This is a genomic window from Tsukamurella paurometabola, from assembly GCF_900631615.1.
GTDB lineage: Bacteria > Actinomycetota > Actinomycetes > Mycobacteriales > Mycobacteriaceae > Tsukamurella > Tsukamurella paurometabola_A.
In genome coordinates, this window is sequence record NZ_LR131273.1 from 3574420 (window position 1) to 3597978 (window position 23559).

The following is a 23559-nucleotide window of genomic DNA, read 5'->3' on the forward strand; positions in this document are numbered from 1 at the left end:
CCGCTGTGTTCACCATCGGTTTCGACCTGGACCTCACGCTGATCGACTCCCGGCAGCGCATCCTGACGGCCGCCCGACGCGCGTTCGCGGATCTCGGCCACGCGGTGGACGATGCGGCGCTCCTCCCGCACATGGGCGTCCCGATCGACGACGTCGCGCGCGACGTGGTGCCCGGGATCGACGCGGTGCGGTTCCTGCGGCGCTACCGGTCGCACTACGACACCGATGAGACCACGCCGGTGCCCGTGCTGCCCGGCGCGGACGAGCTGCTCGCGGCCATCCGGGCGGCGGGAGGCGAGTCGGTGGTGGTGTCCGCGAAGCAACAGGCCGCCGCCGAGCGCGCCGTCGCCGACGCGGCCCTCGACGTCACCGCCGTCGTGGGTGGCCGTTTCGGGCAACGGAAGGGCGATGCCCTGCGGCTCTTCGAGAACGTCCGCGCCTATCTCGGCGACCACGTCGAGGACGCCGCGGCCGCCCGCGCGGCCGGATGCCCGTTCATCGGCGTGACCACGGGCGAGTTCGGCGACGACGCGTTGCGGCGTGCCGGGGCGGACGCCACCGTCGGGCACCTGGGCGAGGTCGTCGCCCTGCTACCCGCGTACGCGGGCGCGTGAATCCCGGCCCGCGAATCCCGGGGGTAGCGGGCCGCGACGGCGAGGGAACTGGACATTTACCCCACGGTTTGATATTGCATAACCCATGGGGCAGACAATCGGGGGAGCATCGGACACCGTATATCCGATGAAGGCGCGGAAGATCGAGTGGAACACCTACGGGGACGCACTGGCCCGCCGCCTGGTGACGCTCCGGAAGGCTCGCGGGCTGTCGCAGGAGAAGCTGGCGGAGCTGGCGGGGCTGCATCGCAACCAGATCTCCAACATCGAGCGCAATGTGAGCTCGAACGACGGGGTATCGGATCCTCACATGTCCACGATGTACCGGCTCGCGGCGGCGCTCGACGTTCCGCCCGCGCTGCTGATGCCGGATCTCGACCGCCGCGTCGCGATCCGGTCGCCGGAGCAGGCGACCGCGAAGGCGATCGCGGCGGTCGAGTCGGTCTTGCGTGAGGCCCTCGAGGAGGCCTGAGGCTACTTGGCCTTCGCGGAGCCGCAGGTGCGGTAGGCGTCCGCGACGGCGCGCTGCACGTTCGCCTGCTCGCCGGCCAGGCTCATGGCGGCACCGGTGCCCCGGAACGCGAGGGCCGCAACGCGGAACTGCCGGGCCAGTCCGTCCGATGCTGCGATGTCCGCGAACTCCTGCGGCCCGCCGGCGGCGTCCTCGAGACGCTTCGCCAGGCCCGGCGACGACCGGTCGATCGCGGCACGCAGCTGGCCGACGGTGCAGGACGTTCCCGGCACCGCGCGCGCCGACGCGGCGTCCGGCTTCGGTGCGGGCTTCGGCGTCGGGGCGGCGCCGGCGAGGGGTGCGCCGGCCAGGGCGATCGCGCCGAGGACGGCGGCGGTGGCGGCGGTGCGGCGGAAGGTCATGCGGGGTGCCTTTCGGTGGCGGGGGATCAGTACTTGTCGCAGGTCGCGATGACCTTGGCGATCTTGGCGTCGACCTCGGCGCGGTTGGCCCTGTAGTAGCTGGCCGCCGCCGGGTTCTCCTTGGTCAGCCGGTCGATGATCTTCTGGCGATCCTCGGGCTTGGCGGTCAGCAGCTCGGTCGCCTGGGCGCGGCCACCGGGGGTGGCGTCCATGACGGCGATCGCCTCGGGGGCGATGACCTGCGTGGCGCGCTCGACCTGCGCGACGGTGCACTTGGTGCCGGGAACCTTGTCGGTCGGTGCGGCCGAGGCGACCGCGGGAACGAAGGCGAGGGCGCCTGCGAAGGCTGCGACCGCGGCGGCGATGCGGATCCGGTTCATGACTGTCTCCTGTTCGGGGCGGTGACGACTGCCCAGCGAGACTACCGGGTCACGGGGTGGCGCGAAAGCACGCCGAGGCGCAAAACCAACCCGGTGCGGATGGACTGAAACCCCCGTACGGGCTCCGGTCGTCGCCCCCTTCATGCCCCTTTGCGAGGCCTCTGACCAGCCGGGTCAGACGGCGTTGGGGTGTGCGAGGTGCTCGTTCGCTCCGTGCAGTAAGTGCAACGAATCAGTCCGGCTTCACACAGACGAAGATCGCCGTCCCGGGGAAGATCCCGCCGCGCAGAGGACTCCATTGGCCCCACTCCTGCGTGAAGCCCTCGGGCCACTCCGGCTCGATCACGTCCACGACCCGCAGGCCCGCGCCGACGATCTCGCGGATCCGATCGCCCATCGTCCGGTGGTGCTCGACGTAGGTCGGCGCCCCGTCGTCATCCGTCTCGACGTACGGCGACCGATCGAAGTACGACAACGTGGCGACGAGGCCGTCGGGCCCCGGATCGTCGAGGAACATCCAGCGCATCGGGTGGTTCACCGAGAAGACGAAGCGGCCACCCGGCCGCAGGAGGCGGTGCGCCTCGGCCATGACGCGTGCGGAGTCGGCGACGAACGGGATGGCCCCGAAGGCGGAGCAGACGACGTCGGCGGCACCGTCGGCGATGGGGAGGCGCTCGGCCCCGGCCTGCACGAGGAGGGGGTTGCCGCCACGCACGTGGGGGAGTCCGCGGCGGAGCATGCCGGCCGAGATGTCGATCCCGACCACTGTCGCGCCCTGCGCGGCGAGCCAGCGGGCGCACGGCGCGCTGCCGCAGCCGATCTCCACCGCGACGGTGCCCGGCCCCACGATGCCGAGTAGGCCGGCGTCGGACTCGTGCAGGCCCTCCGGGCACCACACGAAGGCGCCGTCGGCCGTGTCCACGCCCAGGAAGGCGGCGTGCTCCGCGTGATAGGCGTCGGCGTCGGCGTCCCACCAGGATCGGTTCACGGCCTCGGAGCCGGCGCTGTCGCGCCGCATGTCCGGTTTGGGGCGGTAGGGCACGGGAGTGAACCTCTCGACGGCGACTGCGGTGAGGGCGGTTTGCCCAGGTTGCACGTGGTGGAGTAGCCTGGATCCCGCGTGTGCCCATGCGTGCGCGATCTCAACCCAAACTACTAGCACCCTGTCCGGAGCAACTTACCCAATGCCCACCACCACCGTTACGTCCCCGCAGGTCGCCGTCAACGACATCGGCACCGCGGAGGATTTCCTCGCCGCGATCGACGCCACGATCAAGTACTTCAACGATGGCGACATCGTCGAGGGCACCATCGTCAAGGTCGACCGTGACGAGGTTCTGCTCGACATCGGTTACAAGACCGAGGGCGTCATCCCCTCCCGCGAGCTGAGCATCAAGCACGACGTCGACCCCTCCGAGGTCGTCAACGTCGGCGATGCCGTCGAGGCTCTCGTCCTCACCAAGGAGGACAAGGAAGGCCGTCTGATCCTGTCCAAGAAGCGTGCGCAGTACGAGCGCGCCTGGGGCACGATCGAGGAGCTCAAGGAGAAGGACGAGGCCGTCAAGGGCACCGTCATCGAGGTGGTCAAGGGTGGTCTCATCCTGGACATCGGCCTCCGCGGCTTCCTCCCGGCCTCGCTGGTCGAGATGCGTCGCGTGCGCGACCTCCAGCCGTACATCGGCAAGGAGATCGAGGCGAAGATCATCGAGCTCGACAAGAACCGCAACAACGTGGTCCTGTCGCGCCGCGCCTGGCTCGAGCAGACCCAGTCCGAGGTCCGCAGCGAGTTCCTGCACCAGCTGCAGAAGGGCCAGGTCCGCAAGGGCGTCGTGTCCTCCATCGTCAACTTCGGTGCCTTCGTGGACCTGGGCGGCGTCGACGGCCTGGTGCACGTCTCCGAGCTGTCCTGGAAGCACATCGATCACCCGTCCGAGGTGGTCACCGTGGGCGACGAGGTCACCGTCGAGGTGCTCGACGTCGACCTGGACCGCGAGCGCGTCTCGCTGTCGCTCAAGGCGACCCAGGAGGATCCGTGGCGCCAGTTCGCCCGGACCCACGCCATCGGCCAGATCGTGCCCGGCAAGGTCACCAAGCTCGTCCCGTTCGGCGCGTTCGTCCGCGTCGAGGAGGGCATCGAGGGCCTCGTCCACATCTCGGAGCTGGCCGAGCGCCACGTCGAGGTCCCGGACCAGGTCGTCTCGGTCGGCGACGACGCCATGGTGCGCGTCATCGACATCGACCTCGAGCGTCGTCGCATCTCGCTGAGCCTCAAGCAGGCCAACGAGGACTACACCGAGGAGTTCGACCCGTCGAAGTACGGCATGGCCGACAGCTACGACGAGAACGGCGAGTACATCTTCCCCGAGGGCTTCGATCCCGAGACCAACGAGTGGCTCGAGGGCTTCGAGAAGCAGCGCGAGGAGTGGGAGGGCCGCTACGCCGAGGCGGAGCGTCGCCACAAGATGCACACCGCGCAGATGGAGAAGTTCGCGGCCGACGAGGCCGCCGAGGCCGCAGCCGGTGGACCGGCCGCGGGTGGCGCGAACTACTCGAGCGAGTCGTCCAGCGACCGTGGCGGCAACGACGCCCCGCAGAGCACCGGCGGTTCGCTGGCCAGCGACGCGCAGCTCGCCGCGCTCCGCGAGAAGCTGTCGGGCAACGCCTGATCCGCTTCGACGCAACGACGGCGAACGCCCCGCATCCCCTGGAGGATGCGGGGCGTTCCCCGTTTTCGCGGGCCTAGTTGAGGCGGTCGCCCGTGTCCGGGTGGAACAGGTGGACCGCCGGCTCCACCTGCGCGAGCCGCACGCCGTCGCCGATCCGGGCCGCCGTGCGCCGCGGGCACCGAGCCACCAGCGTGACGGGGGCACCGTCGACACCGGTCACGTCCGGGTCCTCCACTCGCGCGTAGACGAAGGTGTCACTGCCGAGGTCCTCGAGGATCGCGACGGTGCCGGCCACGCCCGCGTCCGGGCTGGCGAGACCGAGGCTCTCGGGGCGGATACCGACGGTGACGCGGTCCAGGCCCGAGGCGCGCAGCGCGGCCTGCGTCCCCGCGTCCAGGTCGACGGTGCCGCCCGCCACCGCGATCACCCCGTCCCGGACGGGCGCCGTGAACAGGTTCATCGCGGGCGAACCGATGAACCCCGCCACGAAGGCGTTCTTCGGGCGGTCGTACAGCTCGGCGGGCGTGGCGAACTGCTGCAGCACGCCGAACTTGAGCACCGCGACCCGATCGCCCATCGTCATGGCCTCGACCTGGTCGTGCGTGACGTAGACCGTCGTGGTGCCCAGGCGCCGCTGCAGCGCGGCGATCTGCGTCCGGGTCTGCACGCGGAGCTTGGCGTCGAGGTTCGACAGCGGCTCGTCCATGCAGAAGACCTGGGGCTCGCGGACGATCGCGCGGCCCATGGCGACGCGCTGCCGCTGACCGCCGGACAGGCGCGCGGGCTTGCGGTCGAGGTAGTCGGTCAGGTCGAGCAGCTTCGCGGCCTCGGCGACCTTCTGCTTGCGCTCGTCGAGGGGGACGCCGCGCATCTTCAGCGCGAAGCCCATGTTCTCGCCGACCGTCTTGTTCGGGTAGAGGGCGTAGTTCTGGAAGACCATCGCGATGTCGCGGTCCTTGGGCGCGACGCCCACCATGCTGCGGCCGCCGATGGAGATCGCGCCGGAGTCGATCTCCTCCAGGCCGGCGAGCATGCGCAGCGCGGTGGACTTTCCGGAGCCGGACGGCCCGACCAGGACCACGAACTCGCCGTCGGCGATGTCGAGGTCGAGGGAGTCGACGGCGAGCGTCTCGGCGCCGGGGTAGACGCAACACGCCTTGTCGTACGTGATGGAAGCCATGGGTTCCTCCTGGGGCTTTCGAGGGGTCGAGGTGGGCGGCCTACTTGATGGCGCCGAAGGACAGGCCGCGGACCAGCTTGTTCTGGGCGATCCACCCGCAGATGACCACGGGAAGGGCGGCCAGCACGGACGCGGCGGAGAGCTTGGCCCAGAACAGGCCCTGCCCGGACATGAACCCGGTGAGGGCCACCGGCATGGTCTGGGCGTTGACCGCGGTGAGGTTCACCGCGAAGAAGAATTCGTTCCACGAGAAGATCACGCAGATCAGGGCGGTGGCGGCGATGCCGGGGGAGATGATCGGCAGGATCACCTCGCGCACCGAGGTCCACAGGCCGGCGCCGTCCATGCCGGCGGCCTCGAGCAGTTCGCTCGGCACCTCCAGGAAGAAGGACCGCATCATCCACACCGCGATGGGCAGGTTCATCGCCGTGTAGAGGATCACCAGCGTCCAGATGTTGTCGAGCATCCCGATCCGGCCGACGATCACGTACAGCGGGATGATCGCCGCCACGATCGGCAGCATCTTGGTGCTGATGAAGAAGAACAGCGCGTCCTGCGTCTTGCGGACCGGCCGCAGCGACAGGGCGAACGCCGCGGGCACTCCGAGTGCCAGAACCAGCGTCGTCGAGATGACCGTCGCGAAGACGGAGTTGAGCAGCGGGACGCCGATGCCGGAATCGAAGACGGCCGTGAACTGGTCCAGGGTGGGCACGAAGAACAGGGTCGGGGGCCGCGTCGCCGCGTCGCTCTCCTGCTTGAAGGCCGTGAGCACCATCCACAGCACCGGGAAGAAGAAGCCGATGGCGATGATCCAGGTGAGGGCGGTCAGTGCGCCGCCCTTGGGGTCGCGCCGACGGCGGGGAACGATGGTCGTGGACATCAGGCTGCTTCCTCTCCGGCGCCGAAGCTCTTGAAGATCAGGCGGATCGCGAGCGTCGAGACGACGATCGTGCCGATCACGGTGACGACGCCCATGGCCGCGGCCTGGCCGATGTCGAAGCCGAGGAAGGCACGCTGATAGATGTAGAAGGGCAGGTTGGAGCTGGCCACGCCCGGTCCGCCCGAGGTCATCATGTAGACCGCGTCGAAGGTGTTGACCAGGTAGATCGCGCCCAGCACCGCGCCCAGCTCGATGAACCGCCGCAGGTGCGGCAGCGTCAGCTCGCGGAACAGGCGCACGCTGGTGGCACCGTCGACCCGCGCGGCCTCCTGCACGTCCCGGGGCATCGACTGCAGGCCCGCGAGGATGAGCAGCATCATGAACGGGGTCCACTGCCAGACCAGCTCGGCGACGACGGAGGCGAGCGGGTACTCGCTGAGCCAGTCGACGTGGATGCCGAGCGGACTGAGCGCCCACGCGAGCAGGCCGTTGGTGGGGGAGAGCAGGCTCGTCTTCCACAGCAGCGCGGCGGCGACGGGCGTGACCAGGAACGGGGTGATGAGCAGCGTGCGGACCACGCCGCGGCCCAGGAACTTCCGGTCCAGCAGCAGCGCCAGGAGCAGTCCCAGGATCACCGACAGCACGACCGTGCCGACGATGAGCAGCACGGTGTTGAGCGTGACCGTCCAGAACTGGGTGTCCCGGAAGACCTCGACGTAGTTGTTGAGCCAGTTGAACTTCCGCGATCCCGGCCGCACGAGGTTCCACGACTGGGTGGAGTAGTAGAGCGTCACCAGGAACGGGATCTGCGTGACGATCACCATGAAGATCAGCGCGGGGAGCAGCGGACCGCGCCGGCGCCACGCCTCCGCTCGGGTGATCCGGTCGCGCTTGGAGCGCAGGGGTGTCGCCGGCCGCGCTGCAGGCGGCGTGCTGGCGGTGGTGGTCATCGTGCTGCCCCCGTCCGGTCCTGGCTGTCGCGGTAGCTCTTCCCGACGACCTCTGCGTACTTCTGCGACTGGGCCAGAGCGTCGTCGACGGAGATCTGCCCCGCGATCGCGGCGCTGATCTGCTGGCTGACCCGGGTGCCGAGGTCTTGGAACTCGGGGATGGCGAGGAACTGGATGCCGGTGTAGGGCACGGGTTCCAGCGTCGGCCGCGACTGGTCGGCGGCCAGCATCGAGCCGAGGGTCTGGTCGGCGAAGGTCGACGACAGCTCCTTGTAGGCGGGTAGCTCGTACGTCGAGAGCCGGCTGCCCGGCGGGACCCGGCTCGGCCCCAGCTCGTCGGCGACTCCCGCGATGTACTGCTTGCTCGTCATCCAGGAGACGAACTTCCACGCGTCGCCGGCGCGCGTGCTCTTCGCGGGGATGCCGAGGGACCAGGTGTAGAGCCAGCCGTTGCCGGACTTGGCCATCTTCGGTGCGGGGAGGTACCCGACCTGCCCGGCGATCTTCGAGGTCTCGGGGCTCTCCAGCGACGAGACGGCCGCCGTGGAGTCGTACCACATGGCGGCCTGCCCCTGCGCCAACAGGTTTCCGCATTCCTGGAAGCCCGTGGAGGCGGCGCCGGCCTCTCCGTAGTTCCGCACGGTGTCGACGTAGAACCGCACCGCGTCGCGCATCTGCGGCGAGTCGAACTGCGGGTTCCACTGCTCGTCGAACCAGCGGCCGCCGTAGGCGTTGATCACCGTGTTCAGCGGTGCGAGCACCTCGCCCCAGCCGGGCTTGCCGCGCAGGCAGATCCCCGCCACGTCGCGCGAGTGCAGCCTGCGGGCCGCGTCGGCGACCTCGGGCCACGTCGGCTCGGCGGGCAGCGTGATGCCCGCCTGCGCGAACATCTGCTTGTTGTACATGAGGAAGGAGGACTCGCCGTAGAAGGGGACGGAGTACATCCGGCCCCGGTACGAGAGCGCCTCGCGCAGAGTGGGGATGAAGTCGCCCGGGTCGTACGACGGGTCGCGGTCCATCAACGCGGACAGATCCGTGAGCCATCCGTTCTGCGCCCACATCCGCGTCTCGTAATTGCTGATCATCACCACGTCGAACTCGCCGCCGCCGGTGGAGACCGAGGCGGTGATCTTGGCGCGCGCCTCGTTCTCCGAGAGCGTGATGAACTTGAGCTTCACTCCGGGGTTGGCGCGTTCGAACTCGGGGGCCAGGCCCACGGCGTCCGTCATCTGCGAGTTCGACACCATGGCGACGGTCACGGCTGAGCCGCCCCCGTCGGTGAAGACACCCGCTCCGGAGCAGCCGGTGAGCAGCGCCGTGACGGCGGCGAGGCCACCGGCGGCCGCCGCGCGGCGTCGTGCGGATCTGCGGATCACGATCATCCCTTCTGTTCTGCGAGCAGCCACTGCGCGGTGGGGCGGTCCGTGACCAGGGCGGTCGCGAAGCCGCCCCGCAGGGCGCCCAGGATCGATTCCCGGCGATGCTCGCCGCCGGAGGTGAGAATCGCTGTGGGGCAGCGCCGGATGTCCTCCAGCGGCACCGAGACGGTGCGCTCGACGAGCGACGACGCGACGGGCGCCCCGTCGACTCCGTAGAACCGCCCGCCGATCTCGCCGACGGCTCCGAGCTCGTGCAGCTCGCCGAGGATCTCGGTGTCGATGTACGCACCCTCGAAGAGGGTGGTCGAGGTGGAGACGGAGCCGACGCCGAAGAGCATGACCTCGGCGGAGCGGGCGGCCGCCAGTGCCTGGGAGACGATGGAATCGCGCTCGAGCGCGCGCACCGTGTCGGGATCCGCGAACAGCGGTGCCACGAGCCGCACCGGCCGGGCGCCGAGCCGCTCCGAGAATCGGCCGAGCGCGTGATCGACGCCGGTGTGGTACTCGACGGACGTCATCGAGCCGTCCATCTGCACCACGCGGGCGCAGGCCGCGCCGCCGCCGAGTGCATCCGCGACCGCCACCTGCTCGGGGCCCCAGGTGAAGCCGAACGTGTCGGTCGGCTGCAGGCGGCGGGCGAGGAGGGAAGCGCCGGCCCGCCCCAGCGCGGCGTCACCCGAGGGCGTCCCGTCGGCGTCCTCGGCGATGATCAGTGCCTCGGTGAGACCGAACGTCGACTCCAGGTCGTGCTCGAGGTCCGGGTGGATGGAGTCCGCGAGGTGCGCCGGGGCGGCGACGGTGACGGTGACCAGCCCCTGCGCGCGGGCGCGGGCGACGAGCCGGCCGGCGGTGGGCCGCGAGACGCCCAGCCGCTCCGCGATCTGCGCCTGGGTGAGGCCCTCGAGGTGGTACATGGTGGCCGCGCGCACCAGCAGGCGAAGGTCGTGGCCGGGTTCCCCGGGAGTGCGCTGCGGTGAGGTCACGCGTTGCTCCGTCGATAGCGTGAGCAAATGCTCACTAGCGGTGATTATGCTCACTACGCTAGCATCGCAGATGTGACCCAGGCAACAGTTTCGACAGACATGCGCGCCAGCGTCCTGCACCCCGGGGGCGGGATGACCCTCGAAACGAGACCCGTGCCCGTGCCCGATCCGGGTGACGTCCTCGTCGAGGTGGCGGCGGTCGGCGTGTGCGGCTCCGACACCCACTACCTGCGGCACGGCCGGATCGGCGAGTTCGTCGTGACCGCGCCGATCGTCCTGGGACACGAGGCGTCCGGGCGGATCGTCGCGGTGGGCGCGGGCGTTCCCGCCGAACGGATCGGTGAACGCGTCTCCATCGAGCCGCAGCGTCCCGACCCGCTCAGTGCCGAGACGCTGCGCGGCGAGTACAACCTGTGTCCGGCCATGCGGTTCTACGCCACTCCGCCGGTGGACGGTGCCCTGGCCGAATACGTGACGATCGGGTCGGCCTTCGCGCACGCCGTGCCGGCCTCGGTCTCCGACGAGGCCGCGGCGCTGTTCGAGCCGCTCTCCGTGGGGATCGCGGCGCTCCGGAAGGCCGCGGTCGGCCTCGGCGGGTCGGTCCTCATCGCCGGCGCCGGACCGATCGGCCTGATGTGTGCCCAGGTGGCGCGCGCATCCGGGCTCGTGCGCATCGTGGTGACCGACCCCGATCCCGTGCGGCGGGCGGCCGCGGAACGGTTCGGTGCCACGCTCGCCGTTGACCCCGGGGCGGAGGCGCCGGCCGTGGGTGACGGTTTCGACGCGTTCGTCGACGCGTCCGGAGCGCCGCCCGCGATCCACTCAGGCGTTCGCGCCGTCCGCCCCGGTGGGCGGATCGTGCTGGTCGGCATGGGGGCCGACGAGCTCGAGCTTCCCGTCTCGCTCATCCAGGCCCGCGAGCTCGTGCTCACCGGTGTCTTCCGCTACGCGAACACGTGGCCGACGGCGATCGCGCTCGCCGCCAGCGGCCGTGTCGACCTCGACGGCATGATCACCGGGCGGTTTCCGCTCGAGCGGGCCGAGGACGCGCTCAACGCCGACCGCGAACCGGGCAGCATCAAGGCCGTCGTCCATCCCCGGCGCGCCGGCACCGAACCGCACTCCGAGGAGCTGTGATGAGCACACCGATCGACCTGACGCCGAGCGCCCTGCCCGCGGTGAGCGGCGCAGCCGTACCGTCGTACGACCGTGCCGTCGTGCGGCTCGGCATCGTCCACTTCGGGGTCGGCGGATTCCATCGCGCCCACCAGGCCGCCTATGTCGACCGGCTGCTCGAGTCCGGCCCCGACGCCGCCGGCTGGGGCATCTGCGGCGTGGGACTCCGGCCCGCCGACGCGGCGATGCGCGACGCCCTCGTTCCGCAGAGCGGTCTCTACACGCTCACCCTCAAACACCCCGACGGTGTCGTGGAGACCTCCGTCATCGGGGCGATCGTCGACTACCTGTACGCCCCCGACGATCCGGAGGCGGTGATCGAGCGGCTCGCGGCACCCGAGACCCGCATCGTCTCCCTGACCATCACCGAGGGCGGCTACAACTTCTCCGCGACCACCGGCGACTTCGACGCCGAGAACCCGGACGTGCGGCACGACCTGGAGCCGGGCGCGGCACCGCGCACCGTCTTCGGCTACGTCACCGAGGCCCTGCGTCGACGGCGCGACCGCGGGCTCGCCGCCTTCACCGTCATGTCCTGCGACAACATCGAGGGCAACGGGCACGTCGCGCGACGCACCGTCACCGCCTTCGCACGTCTGGCCGATCCCGAACTCGCGGAATGGATCTCTGAGCACGTCCGCTTCCCCAATTCGATGGTGGACCGGATCACGCCCGCGACGCCCGACGGTCTGCGCGCCGAGGTCGCGGCGCGGGCGGGCGTCGACGACCGCTGGCCCGTGGTCGCCGAGCCGTTCACCCAGTGGGTGCTCGAGGACGCCTTCGGCGCGGGCCGCCCGCGCTTCGAGGACGCCGGTGTGCAGGTGGTCGACGACGTCGCGCCCTACGAGCTGATGAAGCTGCGGCTGCTCAACGCGGGGCACCAGGCTCTGGGGCACTTCGCCCGGCTGCTGGGTTACGAGTACGTGCACGACGCGGCGGCCGATCCGGACGTGCGGGAGCTGCTCCGCCGGTACATGCAGGAGGAGGGGAGGCCCACCCTGCGCGCCGTCCCCGGCATCGACCTCGACGACTACATCGACACCCTGCTCGAGCGGTTCTCCAACCCCGCCATCGCGGACACCGTCGCGCGACTGTGCCAGGACGCCTCCGATCGCATCCCGAAATGGCTCGTGCCCGTGATCGTCGCGCGCCTCGACGACGGTGCCGCAGCCCCGCTCGCCGCAGCGGTCGTCGCTGCGTGGACGCGGGGCTGCGAGGGCTTCGACGACGCCGGCGCTCCGATCACGCTGAACGACCGCGAGGCGGAGGCGCTCGCTCGGCGCGCCCTCGGCTCGCGCACCGAGCTGCTCGCCTTCGTCGCGGTGCCGGACCTCTTCGGCGATCTCGCCGAACGCCCGGGATTCAGCGAGCCCTACCTCGCGACGCTGGCCGCGTTGCGTGAGAAGGGCGCGCGCGTCGTGCTGCGGGATCTGCTCGCACGGTAGACGCCTCGCGGTTCAGGGACGGTCGAGCACCAGCGCGGCGGCCCGGCGGTACCGCGCGTAGACCTCCGGAGTGGGGGCGGCCGTACGCGATTCGGCGGTGGGACGCCGCCACCCGGGTGCCGGGCCGTCGCCCGCGAGTGCCCACGCCGCCTGCCGGGCCGCGCCGCGGGCGACGTACTCGCCGTCCGTGGGGAAGTCCACGGCGCGGTCGAAGACGGCCGGGGCGATGTCGCGCACCGCCCTCGACCGGCCGCCGCCGCCCACCACCAGGATCCGCTCGATCGTCGTCCCCTGTTCGGCGATCGCGTCGAGGCAGAACCGCAGGGAGCAGAGCAGGCCCTCGACCGCCGCGCGCGCGATGTTCTCCCGCGTGAGGTTCGAACCGGTCACGCCCTGCAGCGATCCGGTCGCCGTCGGGAGGTTGGGGGAGCGCTCCCCGGCGAAGAACGGAACCAGGACCAGGCCCTCCGCGCCGGGCGGGGCGGCCAGTGCGAGGCGCGCGAACTCATCGAGATCCGCTCCCAGCATCCGTGCGGTCGCCGCCAGCACAGGAGCGCCGTTCAGGGTGCAGACCAGGGGCAGGTGATGCCCGGTCGCGTCCGCGAAGCCCGCGACGATGCCCGACGGGTCCCGCGGGGGCGTCGCTGTGACCGCGCTGACCACGCCCGAGGTTCCGAGGGAGACGATGCAGTCCCCGGGCCGGGCGTCGAGCCCGAGCGCGGCGCCGGCGTTATCGCCGGCGCCGGCACCGAGCCGCGTTCCCCGGCGCACGGGGCCGTCGCCGGCGATCACCGGTGCCGACTCCGCCGGGCCGAGGACCCGGGGGAGGGCGGGCGCTCGCCCACGGAGTGCGAGTTCGAGGAGGTCCGTTCGATACTCGCCCGTCGCCGCGCTGAAGTATCCGGTGCCGGACGCGTCCGAGCGGTCCGTGGCGAGCGTGTCGAGCCCACCCCCGCCGAGCCGCCACGTGAGCCAGTCGTGCGGGAGGCAGACCGCCGCCGTCGCGTCCGCGTGCGCGGGCTCGGCATCCGCGAGCCAGCGCAGTTTGGCGGCCGTCACCGCCGCGACGGGGACCACTCCCACCGCATCGGCCCAGCGTTGCGCGCCGCCGAGGTCGGCGACGAGCCGCTCTGCTGCCGCGGCCGAGCGGGTATCGTTCCACAACAGCGCATCCCGGACCACCGCGCCGTCGTGGTCGAGGCAGACCATGCCGTGCTGCTGGGCGCCCACCGACGTGGCGGCGACGTCGTCGAGCCCGCCGGCTGCGCGCGCCGCCACGGCGAACGCCTCGAACCACGCATCGGGCGCGACCTCCGTGCCCGGAGGGTGTGGGGCGCTTCCGGAACGGACGACCTCGCCCGAATCCGCGTCGCACACCACGACCTTGCACGACTGCGTGGAGGAATCGATACCGGCGACGAGGGGCATGCCCGCGATCCTCCCAGACCCGCGGGCCGCCCATGCACGTATCGCCATGGTGATCTTTGACAATGATTTTCATCAACGATTACACCTGTGGTCATGCCCAAGCACCCGTACCTCGTCGCGCCCCTCCTCGCCGCCGCCCTGCTGGCCGCCGGATGCGGATCCTCCCAGCAGGATCCGGCACCGTCGTCGACGAGCGCCTCCGGTTCCGACGCGGACGCGCCCAGCGGAGCCGCCGAACAGCGGCGCGCGACACCGCGTCTCGCCGTGACCTACGAGGGCGGGGTGCAGATCCTCGACGCCGGGACCTTCGAGCGCGTCGCGGACTTCCCCGGCGAGGGCTACCTCCGGGTGAATCCCGCCGGCGACGGCCGGCACGCCGTCCTCTCCGAGGGCGGCGGCTTCCGCCTCCTGGACCTCGGCACCTGGTCGGTGCCCCACGGCGACCATCAGCACTTCTACACCGCCGCGCCCCGGCGCACCGACATCACGATCGCGGCGCCCGAACCCGGGCACGTCGTGCGGCACGACGGGCGCACCGTCTTCTTCGCCGACGGCACCGGCGCCGTCACGTCGATCGCCTCGGACCGCGTCGCCGACCCGACCGCGCCCCGCGCGACGTACACCGCCCCGAAGCCCCATCACGGCGTGGCGGTCGAGCGTGCCGACGGCTCGATGCTCATCACCCTCGGCGACGAGAAGACGCGCACGGGCGTCGCGATCCTCGACAAGGAGCGGAAGGAGATCGCGCGCAACGAGCAGTGCCCGGGAGTGCACGGCGAGGGCGCCGCGGAGGGCGGCGTCGTGCTGTTCGGCTGCGAGGACGGCGTGCTGGTCGTGCGTGGCAACGAGATCGTCAAGACCGCCGCCCCCACCCCCGGCTACGCGCGCACGGGCAACGTCGCCGCCACCGAGGCCCACGCCGTCGTCCTGGGCGACTACAAGGTGGACAAGGCCGCCAAGCCCGAGCGCCCCACCCGGGTCAGTCTCATCGACACCCGCGCGGGCGCGGTGAAGCTCGTCGACCTGCCCGCCTCCTACAGCTTCCGCTCGCTCGCACGGGGCCAGTTCGGCGAGGCCCTCGTGCTCGGGACCGACGGCGTGCTCCGCGTCCTCGACCCCGACAGCGGCGCCACGGTCCGCGAGGTGAAGGTCACGGGACCGTGGACGGAGGACGCGAACTGGCAGGAGCCGCGCCCTGCGGTCTTCACCCTGGGGTCCACCGCCTACGTCACCGACCCCGCGGCCAGGTCCATCGTCGCGATCGACGTCCCCACCGGCAAGGAGCTGCGGCGCGGGGCGCTCGAGCACACCCCCGACGAGGTGTCGGGCGTCACCGGGGTCGGGGTCACTCACTAGTCTGAGGGCATGTTGCGGATCGGACTCACGGGCGGCATCGGCGCGGGCAAGTCGACGGTGGCGAAGGAACTCGCCGCGCTCGGTGCCGTGATCGTGGACGGCGACAAGATCGCCCGCGAGGTGGTCGAGCCGGGCACGCCCGGCCTCGCCGCCCTCGTCGAGGCCTTCGGTGCGGGCATCCTCGCCGAGGACGGCAGCCTCAACCGACCCGCCCTCGCGGCGATCGCCTTCTCCGACGACGAGTCCCGCGCCAAGCTCAACGCCATCACGCATCCACTGGTGGGCGCGCGATCGGCCGAGCTGATCGAGGCCGCGGGGCCGGACGCCGTGATCGTGCAGGACATCCCGCTCCTCGTCGAGAACAAGGTGGCGCCGATGTTCCACCTCGTGGTCATCGTCTGGGTCGACGCCGAGGAGCGGGTCCGCCGCCTCGTGGGTTCACGCGGCATGGCCGAGGACGACGCCCGCGCCCGCATCGCGGCCCAGGCCACCGACGAACAACGCCGCGCCGTGGCCGACGTGTGGCTCGAGAACACCGGCACCGAGGAGGCCACCCGCGCCGCCGTCCGCGCGCTCTGGGCCGACCGCATCGCGCCCTTCGCCGCGAACGTCGCCGCTCACCGCCCCGCCCACGGCGCGCCGCGGGTGGAGGACGCCGCCTACGACGAGCGGCTCGTCGGGCGGCTGTGGGTCACCCTCGGTGCCGCCGCTTCCTCCGTCACGGCCGACGGCGCCGAGGCAGTGGTCGTGCTCGCCGACGGCGTGACCGTCGACGCGGTCGCGGACGCGCTGGCGGACGCCGGTTTCGCGCACACCGGGGACGGTGCGTTCGTCGGTTCCGACCCGGGACGCGCGGTGTCGGTGCGGGTCGAGACTCAGGCCGGGGCCGGCGCCGCGTAGTAGTCCCGCACGGAGAGCGCCGCCAGCGGTGTCCAGCGCGGCACCGGGCGGTCGTCCTGCGCGTCGACCGCAGGTGCGGACGAGCCGTACGACTGGATCGTCAGCGCTGTCACCGGCTCGTGGTCGACGAGCGCCGCGAGCGCGTACGCCGCGGCGAGCACGTGTACGCACATCGTGCTCCGCGCCGTGCATGAGCAGTCCGCGGCGTCGAGGACCGGGGCGGGCCGCAGTCCGCGGGCGATCAGCGACGCATGGATCGCGTCGTCGGGCTCCGAGCGGGAGCCCAGCTCGTCGCGCAGCGCGCTCGCGACCGCCGGTGCCATCGGGGCGAATTCGAGGTGCGCGACGGAGGCGTTCGCGCCGCTGTGCACGAGAGCCGTGACGCGGCCACCGTCGAACCGCAGCGTGACGCCCCCGTTGCGGGCGAGCATCCGGGCCCGCGGTGCGTGGGTGTTCGGGGTGCTGGCCGTGATCGGTTCCGCGATGCGCACGAGGTCGGCGCCCCATGTGGTGAATCCGAAGGGGTTCGTCGCCATATCAGTTCTCCCGGTTCCGGCGCAGGACGTCCATCAGGCGCTCGTCGTCGAGCGCGGCCAGTTCGGTCACGATCGACCCGTCGTCGGCGTGTACGCCGAGAAGGGCCTTGCGGCGGTGCATCTCGTCGATGTGCTCCTCGATCGTCGTCGCGGTGGTCAGCGTGGTCACGGTGACGGGGCGGTCCTGGCCGATGCGGTGCGCCCGATCGGTGGCCTGCGCCTCCACGGCCGGGTTCCACCACCGGTCGTAGTGGATGACCTCGCTCGCCCGGGTCAGCGTGAGGCCCGTGCCGCCCGCCTTCAGGCTCATCACGAGGATCTCCGGGCCGGTGCCCGACTGGAAGTCGTCGGCGATCGACGACCGTTCCGCGAGCGACAGTCCGCCGTGGAAGAACGGCACCGGTCGGCCCAGCACGGACGACGCGGCCGCGGCCAGCATCTCGCCCGTCTCCCGGTACTGCGTGAACACCAGCGTCGGACGGTGCGCGGCGGCATTCGCCTCCAGGATCTCCAGCGCCACGTCCAGCTTGCCGGAACGCCCCGGCTCCCAGGATGCGGCACCGTCGACCAGCCCCGGATGATTGCAGATCTGCTTGAGCGTGGTGAGCACGGCGAGAAGTCGGCCGTGCCGCTCCAGCCCACTGCCGAAGCCGTCGTCGGCGGCGCGGGCGAGGACCGCGTCGTAGTGCCGCGCCTGGTCGTCGCTGAGGTCGCAGAGCACCGGATTGTCGATCTTGGGTGGCAGCGCGCCGGCCGCCCGGTCCTTGGTCCGGGCCAGCATCACCGGCGCGACGGCGGCGCGCAGGCGGCGCAGGGCACCGTCGTCGCCGGATTCGACGGCCCGGGTGAACCGGCGCCGGAAGACCGCCTTGACCGGGAACATCCGCGGGGCGACCACGCGCAGGATCGCCCACAGGTCGTCGAGCGAGTTCTCGATCGGGGTACCGGTGAGCGCGATGCGGAAGTCGGTGTTCAACTCCCGTGCGGCGCGCGAGACCTGGGTCCGGGGGTTCTTCAGGGTGTGCGCCTCGTCGAAGACGACGGCGGTCCAGCGGGTCGCCGCGAGCTCCGCTGCGGAGAGTCGCAGCCGGGCGTAGGTCACGATGGTGACCTCGTCGAGGAGTGCCGGCGCGAATCGTGCGATCTCGCGCCGCCAGTTGGTGGCGAGACTCGTGGGACACACCACCAGGTACGGGCCCGGGCCGAGCCGGGTGAGCGCCGCGATCGCCTGCAGGGTCTTGCCGAGCCCCATCTCGTCGGCGAGCAGCGCGCCGCCGTGATCGCGCAGGGTCCGGAGCAGCCACGCGACGCCGGCCGCCTGGTAGGGGCGCGGCTTCGCGTCGAGGGCGCCGCCCAGGGACGTGGCCGTCGCCACGGTGTCGGCGAAGGCCGCCGCCGCGTAGGCGGCGGAGGTGACGGCCGTCCCCGTCGGATCCGGCTCGGCGTGGGCCGCGATCGGCAACGGCGCATCCTCGCCCCGGCTCCGGGCGGTCCATGCGGCGAGGGACGCCGACGGGCGCGTGCCGCCGGGCAGCGCCGTGACGTCGACGATGTCGCAGCGCACGTCCGTCACGGTGAGCGCACCGTCGACCGGGACGGCGAGAGGCAGCACGGTGGCGCGCGCGGGGTCGTCCGGGTGGTGGGACGACCAGAGGGCGAACTGATGGAGGTCGGGGAGGTAGGTGACTTCGAGGCTCAGGGTGCGTCCTTCGCGGAGAGTCCAATAGGGTACGTTGTACGGAGTACCTGAACAGTGTACAACGTACGGAGAAAGGTGTCCAATGAATCCGGAGGATGAGGGCCGAGCGCTGGTCCGGTTGCTCTGGCGAGCCGAGTCGGGGGAACCCGCCCGGAGCCGCAAGGGGCCCAAACAGCGCCTCACCGTCGACGAGGTGGTGGACTCCGCCATCGCGCTCGCCGACGTGGAGGGGCTCGCCGCGGTCACCATGCGGGCCCTCGCGACGCGGTTGGGCGTCGGCCCCATGAGCGTCTACACGTACGTCCCGACCCGCGACGTCCTCGTCGCTCTCATGGTCGACGCGGTCGCTCTGGCGCAACTCCCGGCGGAACGCCCGCCGATGCTGCGCGACGCGCTCGCGGCCGCCGTCCGGGCCCGCCGTGGCGAGTACCTCGCGCACACCTGGCTCCTCGACGCGCCGTCGTGGCGGGACGTGCTGGGCCCGGGGAAGATCGGCCAGTACGAGGCGCAGCTCGCGCTCCTCGAGGATCTGCGGATCAGCGACCTCGAACGCGACTGGTTGATCGTGCTCCTCGAGAGCTTCGCCGCGGGTGCGGCCCGCAGCTCCGGCGCGCGGGGCGCGGCCTCCCGGCCGCTCACCGACGCGCAGTGGTGGGAGGTCGTCGGGCCGGAGCTGGCCGCAGTGATGCCGCCCGAGAGGTATCCGATCGCGGGGCGGGTCGGTTCCGTCGTGGGTGAGTACTACAGCGGTCCCGGAGATCCCGACGCCGGCTTCGAGCTGGGACTGCAGGTGCTGCTCGACGGCCTGGAGTCGCGGATCCCCGGCCTGCGGGATGCGCGGACGCCGGACGTCAGCGCCAGCTGACGGGCGCGCCCTCGGCTGCGAGCCAGGCGTCCACGCTGTGGCCGTGCGCCGCGGTGCCGCCGATCGCGCGTGCCGCCGCGAGCATCGCCCGCTCGGCGTCGGCCGCGCTCAGGAGGTCGGCGGCCGAGGCCGCCAGCAGCTCGTCGACGTCGATCAGCTCGATCGGGCGCCCGGGATGCTCCACCAGGTCGAGGTACCAGTCCTCGGTGTGCCAGCGGTTCCCCGCGCGCCACACGCGCGCGACGTCGAGATATACGCGCTGATCGCGCTCGTGACCGGGTGTGAAGTGGAAGATCGTCGCGCGCAGGTCGAACGCCGGCAGCAGCCAGGACTCGATCGCAGCGAACCGCGGGTGATCCGCGCGGCGCGCGACGTACAGCCCGAAGGTCGTCTCCCGGAACTCCTCGACCTCCCGCACGAATCCCTTGGGGTCGGTGTTCGTCATCGCCGGCGGGTCGAAGACCTCGCGCTTGGGCGGGTGGACGGCACCGTCGTCGACCGCGGCGTCGACGCCGAGCCGCAGTACCAGCGTCACCTCGGTGTGCCCGCGCGGCCGCCCGGCGACGGCGCCCGACGGGCGGAAGCCGTGCCGGCGCAGCAGTGCCGCGAGGGCGTCGTCGTGGGTGCGGACGAGCGCGCCGTCCAGGCCGGACGCCCGCTCCTGCGCGGCGGCGAGCAACGCGGGTACCGCGTCCTCCGCGGCGTCGAGCACCGTCAGGTCGAGCCAGCCGCCGCCCACGGCGCCGATGGCCGCCGCGCCGTCCACGGTGAGCTCGAAGGTCACGTCCGCGTCCATTCGTCCACGATACGACGCCCCGCTGCGACTCCCGGGTGGCCGCGGCGCCGGGGCCGGTGTGGGGCGGTCGGTCCGGACAGCCCACGTACGATCTCAGCCGTGCCCCAGTACCTGCTCCTTCCCGCTCCTGCCGCCAACCGCGTCTACGCCGAGGCCGCCGCGTCGATGGTGCGCGCCGAGCTGACGGTGCTCAGTCGCGCGGCGCTCGCCACGCGGGTCGGATCGATCGAGTCCGCCACCGTGGCGGGCGTCGAGTACCTCGCCTTCGAGGCGGACGAGCTGACCGACCGTGACCTCGGTTTCCTCGGACTGACCTCCGCGTTCTACGCGCTGTTCGAGGCCGATGGTGACCTGCTGCGGCCCGTCGCCGTGCCCTCGCCCGACCGGTACCCGTCCGACCTGCTGACGATCCTCAAGTACCAGGGCAAGACCAACGAGCAGTTCACGCGACTCGTGCTGAACGTGACGGCGGCGTCGACGGCCCGCCCCGAGGGCGTACTCGACCGGACGCTGCGCGTTCTCGATCCGGTGTGCGGCCGCGGCACCACGTTGAGCCAGGCCGTCATGTACGGGCTCGACGCGGTCGGCATCGACGTCGACACCAAGGACTTCGAGCTCTACAGTTCCTTCTTCACCACCTGGCTCAAGGACCACCGGTTCAAGCACGCCGCCGCCACGACACCCGTGCGGCGTGAGAAGTCGGTGATCGCGAAGAAGTACGAGGCGGTCTTCGCCGCGGAGAAGGCCGACTACCTGGCGGGGGCGAAGCAGACGCTCACCTGCTACGCCGCCGACACGCTGCGTGCCGCCGAGCTGGTGCGCCCTGGCACGGTCGACGTGCTGGTCGGAGACCTGCCGTACGGCGTGCAGCACGGCAGCCGCGGACCGCGCGGGTTGGTGCGCAGCCCGCTCGACCTGCTCGACGGTGCCCTCGCGGGGTGGGCGTCCACACTTCGCAAGGGCGGGGCGATGGGCCTCGCGTGGAACGTCCGCGTCGCGCCCCGGGACCGGGTCCGCGCGCTGCTGGAGTCCGCCGGGCTCACGGTGCTCGACGGACCCGGGTACGACGACCTGCGGCACCGCGTGGATCGGGCGATCACGCGCGACGTGGTCGTGGCGCGGAAGGACTGACCGCCCCCGGGCCGTGCGCGGAGAACTTGTCGGTGGGTCGGCCTACCCTGGTGACATGGCATTCGCGGCAGAACAACCGGTGGTGGCGCACTCCGAGCACCGGCCCATCGGGGAGATCGAGCGGGCCCCGGCGGAGTTCACGGTGGTCAGCGAGTACGAGCCGGCCGGTGACCAGCCCACGGCGATCGCGGAACTCGAACGCCGACTGAAGGCGGGGGAGCGCGATGTGGTCCTGCTCGGCGCCACCGGTACCGGCAAATCGGCGACCACGGCGTGGCTGATCGAGAAGGTGCAGCGGCCCACGCTCATCATGGCGCCGAACAAGACCCTGGCCGCGCAGCTCGCGAACGAATTGCGGGCGATGCTGCCGCACAACGCGGTCGAGTACTTCGTCTCGTACTACGACTACTACCAGCCCGAGGCGTACATCGCGCAGACCGATACCTACATCGAGAAGGACTCGTCCATCAACGACGACGTGGAGCGGCTGCGGCACTCCGCCACATCGTCGCTGCTGTCACGGCGGGACGTGGTCGTCGTCGCCTCGGTGTCGTGCATCTACGGCCTCGGCACCCCGCAGAGCTACCTCGACAGGTCGGTCCAGCTCGAGGTGGGCATGGAGGTCGACCGCGATGCGCTGCTGCGCCTGCTCGTGGACGTGCAGTACACCCGCAACGACACCGCCTTCACGCGCGGCACCTTCCGGGTGCGTGGCGACACGGTCGAGATCATCCCGTCCTACGAGGAGCTGGCGATCCGGATCGAGTTCTTCGGCGACGAGATCGAAGCGCTGTACTACCTGCACCCGCTCACCGGAGACACCGTCCGGCAGGTGGACGACCTGCGCATCTTCCCCGCCACGCACTACGTCGCCGGTCCGGAACGAATGGCCCGGGCGATCGAGGGCATCGAGCAGGAGCTCGAGGAGCGGCTCGCGGAGTTCGAGCGGCAGGGGAAGCTGCTCGAGGCCCAGCGGCTGCGCATGCGCACGCAGTACGACATCGAGATGATGCGGCAGGTCGGGTTCTGCTCCGGCATCGAGAACTACAGCCGGCACATCGACGGCCGGGAGGCGGGATCGGCGCCCGCGACCCTGATCGACTACTTCCCGGAGGACTTCCTCCTGGTGATCGACGAGTCGCACGTGACCGTGCCGCAGATCGGCGCCATGTTCGAGGGGGACACCTCCCGCAAGCGCAACCTCGTGGACTTCGGCTTCCGGCTTCCGTCGGCGGTCGACAACCGTCCGCTCACCTGGGAGGAGTTCACCGAGCGCATCGGCCAGACGGTCTACCTGTCGGCCACGCCGGGCCAGTACGAGCTGGGGCAGACCGGCGGCGAGTTCGTCGAGCAGGTAATCCGGCCCACCGGGCTCGTCGACCCGGAGGTCGTCATCAAGCCCACCAAGGGCCAGATCGACGACCTGATCCACGAGATCCGTGAACGCACCGAGCGCGACGAGCGCGTGCTCGTCACCACCCTCACCAAGAAGATGGCGGAGGACCTCACCGACTACCTGCTGGAGGCCGGTATCCGGGTCCGATACCTGCACAGCGACATCGACACGCTGCGCCGGGTGGAGCTGCTGCGGCAGCTGCGCCTCGGCGAGTACGACGTGCTGGTGGGCATCAACCTGCTCCGCGAGGGCCTGGACCTGCCCGAGGTCTCGCTCGTGGCGATCCTCGACGCCGACAAGGAGGGCTTCCTCCGGTCGACCACCTCGCTGATCCAGACCATCGGCCGTGCGGCCCGCAACGTCTCCGGCCAGGTGCACATGTACGCCGACAAGGTGACCGAATCGATGCGTGTGGCGATCGAGGAGACGGAACGCCGCCGCGAGAAGCAGATCGCCTACAACAAGGAGATGGGGGTCGATCCGAAACCGCTGCGCAAGAAGATCGCCGACATCCTCGACCAGGTCTACACCGAGGCGGACGACACGGAGCAGGCCATCGGTGGATCGGGCCGCAACGCGACCCGCGGCCGCCGCGCGCAGGGGGAGCTCCGGTCGGTCTCGGCCGTGAGCGCCGGGATGTACGAGGGGGAGGACGTGAAATCGATGCCGCGGGCGGAGCTCGCGGATCTGATCTCCGAACTCACGGATCAGATGATGAACGCCGCACGGGAGCTGCAGTTCGAGCTCGCGGGCCGTATCCGGGACGAGATCGCCGACCTGAAGAAGGAACTCCGCGGAATGGACGCGGCCGGTTTGCAATGACCTGCGAATCCGCCGACATCGGCAGACCGGGTGTGTTCCCTGCCGCAAACTGCCTGTTCCCGGGGAGGATGGGGCTATTGTGTCGGAGAAGTAATGCTAGGGCC

Annotated in this window: 22 protein-coding genes; 10 read left to right on the forward strand and 12 right to left on the reverse strand. The window is 71.2% G+C overall.

Translation table 11 applies throughout. From position 1 onward, the window contains the following. The first annotated feature begins 5 nt into the window (after window positions 1-5). Window positions 6-614 carry an HAD family hydrolase gene (locus tag ELY19_RS23550; protein WP_164711643.1) on the forward strand — a complete coding sequence of 203 codons (609 nt, stop codon included), beginning with the start codon at window positions 6-8 and terminating at the stop codon, window positions 612-614. A gap of 127 nt (window positions 615-741) precedes the next feature. Then, window positions 742-1086: a type II toxin-antitoxin system RelB family anti-toxin gene (gene relB, locus ELY19_RS17890; RefSeq protein ID WP_126197429.1), complete on the forward strand. Its 345-nt coding sequence runs from the start codon at window positions 742-744 to the stop codon at window positions 1084-1086. A 2-nt stretch (window positions 1087-1088) separates the two neighbouring features. Here relB and ELY19_RS17895 read toward each other — a convergent pair whose 3' ends face one another. The 3 genes from ELY19_RS17895 to ELY19_RS17905 all read right to left on the reverse strand — a co-directional run bounded on the left by ELY19_RS17895 (window position 1089) and on the right by ELY19_RS17905 (window position 2885). Then, window positions 1089-1487 (reverse strand): hemophore-related protein, encoded by a 399-nt coding sequence (locus ELY19_RS17895; RefSeq protein ID WP_126197430.1) that lies wholly within the window; start codon window positions 1485-1487, stop codon window positions 1089-1091. Window positions 1488-1513: 26 nt separating this feature from the next. Next, window positions 1514-1867 (reverse strand): hemophore-related protein, encoded by a 354-nt coding sequence (locus ELY19_RS17900; RefSeq protein ID WP_164711644.1) that lies wholly within the window; start codon window positions 1865-1867, stop codon window positions 1514-1516. Between the two features lie 232 nt (window positions 1868-2099). Then, window positions 2100-2885: a class I SAM-dependent methyltransferase gene (locus ELY19_RS17905; RefSeq protein ID WP_126198910.1), complete on the reverse strand. Its 786-nt coding sequence runs from the start codon at window positions 2883-2885 to the stop codon at window positions 2100-2102. Window positions 2886-3051: 166 nt separating this feature from the next. On the opposite strand from ELY19_RS17905, the gene rpsA reads away from it, so the two are divergent. Next, complete coding sequence (rpsA, locus tag ELY19_RS17910; RefSeq protein ID WP_126197432.1) at window positions 3052-4533, forward strand: 30S ribosomal protein S1; 1482 nt, start codon at window positions 3052-3054, stop codon at window positions 4531-4533. Between the two features lie 73 nt (window positions 4534-4606). On the opposite strand, the gene ELY19_RS17915 is transcribed toward rpsA, so the two are convergent. The 5 genes from ELY19_RS17915 to ELY19_RS17935 are packed head-to-tail and all read right to left on the reverse strand — an operon-like array spanning window position 4607 to window position 9905. Further along, complete coding sequence (locus tag ELY19_RS17915; protein WP_126197433.1) at window positions 4607-5713, reverse strand: ABC transporter ATP-binding protein; 1107 nt, start codon at window positions 5711-5713, stop codon at window positions 4607-4609. 40 nt (window positions 5714-5753) lie between these two features. Then, window positions 5754-6593: a carbohydrate ABC transporter permease gene (locus ELY19_RS17920; protein ID WP_126197434.1), complete on the reverse strand. Its 840-nt coding sequence runs from the start codon at window positions 6591-6593 to the stop codon at window positions 5754-5756. Then, window positions 6593-7543: a carbohydrate ABC transporter permease gene (locus ELY19_RS17925; RefSeq protein WP_126197435.1), complete on the reverse strand. Its 951-nt coding sequence runs from the start codon at window positions 7541-7543 to the stop codon at window positions 6593-6595. Before ELY19_RS17925 ends, ELY19_RS17920 begins: the two co-directional genes overlap by 1 nt. Further along, window positions 7540-8925 carry an ABC transporter substrate-binding protein gene (locus ELY19_RS17930; protein ID WP_126197436.1) on the reverse strand — a complete coding sequence of 462 codons (1386 nt, stop codon included), beginning with the start codon at window positions 8923-8925 and terminating at the stop codon, window positions 7540-7542. The genes ELY19_RS17925 and ELY19_RS17930 overlap by 4 nt, the downstream gene beginning before the upstream one ends. Next, window positions 8922-9905 (reverse strand): sugar-binding transcriptional regulator, encoded by a 984-nt coding sequence (locus ELY19_RS17935; RefSeq protein ID WP_126197437.1) that lies wholly within the window; start codon window positions 9903-9905, stop codon window positions 8922-8924. Before ELY19_RS17935 ends, ELY19_RS17930 begins: the two co-directional genes overlap by 4 nt. Before the next feature lie 99 nt (window positions 9906-10004). Here ELY19_RS17935 and ELY19_RS17940 point away from each other — a divergent pair, with 99 nt between their 5' ends. Together ELY19_RS17940 and ELY19_RS17945 are read left to right on the forward strand one after the other, a co-directional pair. Beyond that, window positions 10005-11042 (forward strand): NAD(P)-dependent alcohol dehydrogenase, encoded by a 1038-nt coding sequence (locus ELY19_RS17940; protein WP_126197438.1) that lies wholly within the window; start codon window positions 10005-10007, stop codon window positions 11040-11042. Further along, window positions 11042-12526, forward strand: a complete 1485-nt coding sequence (locus ELY19_RS17945; RefSeq protein WP_126197439.1) for a mannitol dehydrogenase family protein — start codon at window positions 11042-11044, stop codon at window positions 12524-12526. The genes ELY19_RS17940 and ELY19_RS17945 overlap by 1 nt, the downstream gene beginning before the upstream one ends. A 12-nt stretch (window positions 12527-12538) precedes the next feature. Here ELY19_RS17945 and ELY19_RS17950 read toward each other — a convergent pair whose 3' ends face one another. Further along, on the reverse strand, window positions 12539-13954 hold the full coding sequence (locus tag ELY19_RS17950) for an FGGY family carbohydrate kinase (RefSeq protein WP_126197440.1): 1416 nt from the start codon (window positions 13952-13954) through the stop codon (window positions 12539-12541). 93 nt (window positions 13955-14047) lie between these two features. Here ELY19_RS17950 and ELY19_RS17955 point away from each other — a divergent pair, with 93 nt between their 5' ends. Together ELY19_RS17955 and coaE are read left to right on the forward strand one after the other, a co-directional pair. Next, window positions 14048-15310 carry a hypothetical protein gene (locus ELY19_RS17955; protein ID WP_126197441.1) on the forward strand — a complete coding sequence of 421 codons (1263 nt, stop codon included), beginning with the start codon at window positions 14048-14050 and terminating at the stop codon, window positions 15308-15310. 9 nt (window positions 15311-15319) lie between these two features. Then, entirely contained in the window at window positions 15320-16210 is an 891-nt protein-coding gene (gene coaE, locus ELY19_RS17960; RefSeq protein ID WP_197715920.1) for a dephospho-CoA kinase, read from the forward strand. Here the strand turns inward: coaE and ELY19_RS17965 are convergent. After that, the gene (locus ELY19_RS17965; protein ID WP_126197442.1) at window positions 16186-16746 is read right to left on the reverse strand and encodes a hypothetical protein; all 561 of its coding nucleotides are present in this window, start codon (window positions 16744-16746) and stop codon (window positions 16186-16188) included. The two genes, coaE and ELY19_RS17965, sit on opposite strands and share 25 nt — an antisense overlap. Before the next feature lies 1 nt (window position 16747). Beyond that, window positions 16748-18358 carry a DEAD/DEAH box helicase gene (locus tag ELY19_RS17970; RefSeq protein ID WP_126197443.1) on the reverse strand — a complete coding sequence of 537 codons (1611 nt, stop codon included), beginning with the start codon at window positions 18356-18358 and terminating at the stop codon, window positions 16748-16750. A gap of 169 nt (window positions 18359-18527) precedes the next feature. Between ELY19_RS17970 and ELY19_RS17975 the strand changes: the two genes are divergently transcribed. After that, the gene (locus tag ELY19_RS17975; protein WP_126197444.1) at window positions 18528-19310 is read left to right on the forward strand and encodes a TetR/AcrR family transcriptional regulator; all 783 of its coding nucleotides are present in this window, start codon (window positions 18528-18530) and stop codon (window positions 19308-19310) included. Here the strand turns inward: ELY19_RS17975 and ELY19_RS24160 are convergent. After that, the gene (locus ELY19_RS24160; protein WP_374101475.1) at window positions 19297-20106 is read right to left on the reverse strand and encodes a ribonuclease FAU-1 family protein; all 810 of its coding nucleotides are present in this window, start codon (window positions 20104-20106) and stop codon (window positions 19297-19299) included. The genes ELY19_RS17975 and ELY19_RS24160 overlap by 14 nt on opposite strands. Window positions 20107-20205: 99 nt before the next feature. Here ELY19_RS24160 and ELY19_RS17985 point away from each other — a divergent pair, with 99 nt between their 5' ends. Continuing rightward, window positions 20206-21237: a TRM11 family SAM-dependent methyltransferase gene (locus tag ELY19_RS17985; RefSeq protein WP_126197445.1), complete on the forward strand. Its 1032-nt coding sequence runs from the start codon at window positions 20206-20208 to the stop codon at window positions 21235-21237. Window positions 21238-21292: 55 nt separating this feature from the next. Then, window positions 21293-23455 carry an excinuclease ABC subunit UvrB gene (uvrB, locus tag ELY19_RS17990; RefSeq protein WP_126197446.1) on the forward strand — a complete coding sequence of 721 codons (2163 nt, stop codon included), beginning with the start codon at window positions 21293-21295 and terminating at the stop codon, window positions 23453-23455. Window positions 23456-23559 lie beyond the last annotated feature (104 nt).